General features: G+C 43.7%; 3 protein-coding genes, 1 other RNA gene and 1 pseudogene. 1 reads left to right on the top strand and 4 read right to left on the bottom strand.

Features of this window, described 5'->3' with window-relative positions:
• Positions 1-417: pseudogene (locus HRT75_RS14230) on the bottom strand (alanine dehydrogenase); the annotation flags it as partial.
• Positions 418-600: 183 nt separating this feature from the next.
• Here HRT75_RS14230 and ssrA point away from each other — a divergent pair.
• Positions 601-1,000, top strand: a transfer-messenger RNA (tmRNA) gene (gene ssrA, locus HRT75_RS14225).
• 366 nt (positions 1,001-1,366) lie between these two features.
• Here the strand turns inward: ssrA and HRT75_RS14220 are convergent.
• The 3 genes from HRT75_RS14220 to HRT75_RS14800 form a co-directional block, all read right to left on the bottom strand.
• Positions 1,367-2,398: a hypothetical protein gene (locus tag HRT75_RS14220; RefSeq protein ID WP_291188126.1), complete on the bottom strand. Its 1,032-nt coding sequence runs from the start codon at positions 2,396-2,398 to the stop codon at positions 1,367-1,369.
• 209 nt (positions 2,399-2,607) lie between these two features.
• Positions 2,608-3,585: an aldose epimerase family protein gene (locus HRT75_RS14215; protein WP_291188123.1), complete on the bottom strand. Its 978-nt coding sequence runs from the start codon at positions 3,583-3,585 to the stop codon at positions 2,608-2,610.
• Positions 3,586-3,647: 62 nt separating this feature from the next.
• A partial coding sequence (locus HRT75_RS14800; RefSeq protein WP_366665086.1) for a rhodanese-like domain-containing protein occupies positions 3,648-3,777 on the bottom strand: 130 nt, incomplete at its 5' end.

Below are 3,777 nucleotides of genomic sequence, written 5' to 3'. Positions count from 1 at the left end.
CCCTACCAATCCCGCATAGCGCCCAAAACCAATAAGCCGTGCTCCACTAGCCTTTACGATGGTCTCGTGATCGTAGAGCTCGATCTTTTTATCCAAAATGGCTCTAAGCAGCTTTCTATTGTAGGGTTGCTTTTTGATGGTATGTGAAAAGAAAAAGTACTTCTTATTGGGAATAAGTGCCTCAACCGGAACCTCTTTTACACCCAACATTACATCTGCCGCGCTTACGTCCTCTTGCACAGTAACACCAGCAGCCGCGTAAGCTTGATCCTTAAAAATGCGGATGTCACTCGATTCTGCCACTAACTCCGCCTCTGGAAAGCTTTTCATGACTTCCTGACATTTATCAGGCGAAAAAACCACTCTTTTGTCTGGTGGAGACTTGCGTTCTTTGATTATGGCGAATTTTACTGGCATTTGGAATACTTTTTGTTCAATTAGTAAGGCGAGCAAAGATACAGTATTTCGTGTATCTTTGCGAGCCTGTGCGTTAGGGATTGAGGCTTTGTTGGAGCTCTTTTTGGGAATCCAAAAAAGCGACTGCCGAAAGCCCGACCCGCGGAAAGCGGGAAACGCCACAACCGTTCATTGAAAACTCAAGGGGCCGACTGGTTTTGACAGCGGGACCAATTGAAATGTAAGCATATCGAGCGCTGGACCACAGCTCGTTAATCTCATGATTCACACTTTTTAAACGGCGAGAATAACTACGCCCTAGCTGCATAATCTGAATTATAGTAGGATAGTGCCTCGGTCTACAAGGTAGACAAGCAGGAACGCTCTCAAAGGCCTTGGTTTACGGCATTTGATATAGAGCGTTCGTAAAAGTAAACCTAGCCGCTTTAGGGCTTTGATAAAGCAGCGAAACTCAAATTGAAGCTAAGCCTGTTCTTGGTAGTCTTTGACCGGGGCCAGGCCGACAATCAATTAAAGACTAAATATGTAGAAAGCATTTGAATTGCCTGTTTGGACGGGAGTTCGACTCTCCCCGGCTCCACTTCAAAAGGCTACCTCTCGGTAGCCTTTTTGCGTTACGCCTTCGGGATTCGAACCCCGAAGGTCTGTTCTTTTTGAGTAACAGTTTTGACAGATTTATAAATTGTGAGTATTACTTCCTGCGCGGCAGGCCTATGCCTCACTAAATTAGTCCACCGGACTAATTTTTAACGCTCGGCAGTCCCCGGCTCCACGAAGCTTTTTATTAAAACTTTTCAAGATCGCACTGTAGTCTATAGAATTCGAACCCCGGACGGCTTGTTCTTTTAGAGCAGAAGTCTTTACAGATTTATAAATTGTGACTGTTACTTCCTGCGCAGTAGTCCCCGGCTCCACTCTGGGAGAGTCTCACTGCGCTAGTGCGGCAGGCCTATTCCTCATTCTTGGCATTACTTGGTGCCTTATCAGTTTTCACCTGATTAAAGCTGATATTGAGTCCTAAACCCACCCAGGTTTTTCCATCGTATTGCCAATTTATGTCGCTGTCCTTTTGACCTAAGAAATCCCAGCCGATAAAGAGTCCAAGGTTAGCATACGGAGCAAATTTGAAAACAGCTCCCGTTGACACGGTAAAGGCATTAGCCGATCTTTCGGTCTCCACATCACTATTATCTGGGGTTAGGTTAACACCGGTCAATCCTAAACCAAAAGAAGCATCTAGAAATGAATCTTCTGTTTCGCGATTACCAATCCCAAAAACCAAATTGGCCTGTAATGAAAGACTGGACTCAAAATCAAAGTCATCTCCGCCACCAATATCGCGCAGTCGAAAGGGTATTGTGTAGGCGCCAACTGATGCTCCCTTATAAATGCGATACAACTTCTTGGTCACTTGTTCGAATTCCTTCTCCTTCATATAAAAGACAGGATTGTTCTCATTGAAAGTTTTAAAACTTATTGAGGATTCGTCCTTGTAGTTCCAATATTCATAGTAAATGACAGCGTCCTTTTTGTATAAGACACGAATACGTGCGCCTTTTTTTATGGCTTCTTGTTCCTTGGTGCCGTAGTTGTATTGTGGTGAAATTTCCTCTTGGATGGAATGGGTAAACTCATAGCTACCGCTTTGAAGTTCAACTTCGCCGCTAACGAGGAATTCTGCCTGCTTCTGAGCTTCTAACAACTGTCGCGTTAGCTCTAATAGCTCTGCCTGAATCTGTAATTGCTCGATTTCCAGTTTGGATTTCTCCTCTATTTTGCCATCGAGCAGATCACTGTCGGGATCTAATGCCCGCAACTGTTCAATAAAAGTAGAAACTGCGGTGATCTCTGCCGATTTCTCATCAAGCAGCTCTTGTTTTGCTTCGATCTTCGCTTCCAACTCTTCTACTGGAGGTAAATCATCTTGGGCAAAAGCCTGGCCAAATAGAAGTAAAAGTGTAAATAATGTGAGTGTTCTCATGTCATTTGAATTTGATGTAAATATCAAATCCAGCCGATCACAAAAACATACCCTTTAAGGTGTATTTATAAGTATAGATTTTACGTATCTTTGCCTCAACTCAAAAAACTAAAAAAATGGGCGTAGGCGGCATCGTAATTGGAACTATCGTAGTGTGCTTTATTCTTGGACTCGTGATCGAGCTGCAAGAGCGTTTATAAACTCCTCTTTTACTTTCTTAGCTTAAAACTATAGGTGGTCTCAGAACGATACACCTCATCTGGTTTTAGTAGTACTGACGGGAATTCTGGCCTGTTGGGTGCGTCTGGATAGCCTTGCATTTCTAGACAAATAGCAGGAAAATCTTCAAACTTTTGATCTCTTAAATTCAATCCTTTAAAGTTGGGTGGTGTATATACTTGTGCAGCCAATTGATTGCTGCTCACCTGCATTTCAATGCCTGTCTCTGGTGCGTAAAGTCTTAAGGGCTCGTGATTCTTATCCAAAGCATAAGCCAGGTCCAAGCCTGCTCCCAATCGATCCCCTACTCGACTTTGATTTGAAAAATCCTTGTTGTGTTCTTGGGTATCCAACAGCTTACCCGTAGGCACCATATTGTCGAGTGTTTCCAAGAACTTGGTACTTGGAATAGAGAGTTGATGTTCCTTTACAGTCCCTCCTCCAGCTAAATTAAAATAGGTATGGTTACAGAGATTGAGCACAGTGTCGGCATCTGTAGTGGCCTCATAGACCAAAGTAATCTCATTAGTTTCACTTAAGGTATAACTAGCCGTCACCGAAACAGTTCCAGGATAGCCACAAGTCCCGGCCTGCTGTTTTAGCTTAAAAACAAGCGATTCGTCAGTGTGAGATTGCACCTCCCATACTTGATGTTGAAAACCACAAGTTTCACTGTGCAGATGCATCCCCTTATTTTGAGGTACTTTAAAGTAAGTTTCACCAAGGGTAAATCCGCCTTTAGAAATGCGTCCAGCTACACGTCCTACAGTAGCGCCTATGCAGAGGTTTTTGTTCTGATAGTCGGGATCCAAATAATCGGTCGCCTTTGGAAATCCGGCAATAAGACTTTGCACATTGCCGTCTCTATCTGAGCATTGAATGTCCATTAAAGCCGCGCCTACATTGGTAAGCAGTACGCGCATGCCTTGTGCATTTTTAAGTTCGAAATGTTGAGCAGTTCCTTGCATGGGCGCAAGATAAAAAAAGCCGCTTCAATTGAAGCGGCTTCAGATCTTTAGAACCAGGATTTTTAGGATTGTTCCTTTTCGGTATCCTGTCCTGATTCCTCCCAGAGCACAATACCTCCTTCAAGATCATAAATCTTCTTGAAGCCCATTTCCTTTAAGATCTCAGCAGCTCGGGCGCTGCGTCCTCCTTTT

The sequence above is a fragment of the Gilvibacter sp. genome (genome assembly GCF_013214815.1).
Taxonomy (GTDB): Bacteria; Bacteroidota; Bacteroidia; order Flavobacteriales; family Flavobacteriaceae; genus Gilvibacter.
Note: the sequence above shows the minus strand (reverse complement) of the source record. Positions and strands in the feature narration are given on the sequence as shown.

Bases quoted from the DNA above. Each gene is read 5' to 3' on its own strand.
- HRT75_RS14220 (WP_291188126.1), bottom strand. From the start codon at position 2,398: ATGAGAACACTCACATTATTTACACTTTTACTTCTATTTGGCCAGGCT.
- HRT75_RS14215 (WP_291188123.1), bottom strand. From the start codon at position 3,585: ATGCAAGGAACTGCTCAACATTTCGAACTTAAAAATGCACAAGGCATG.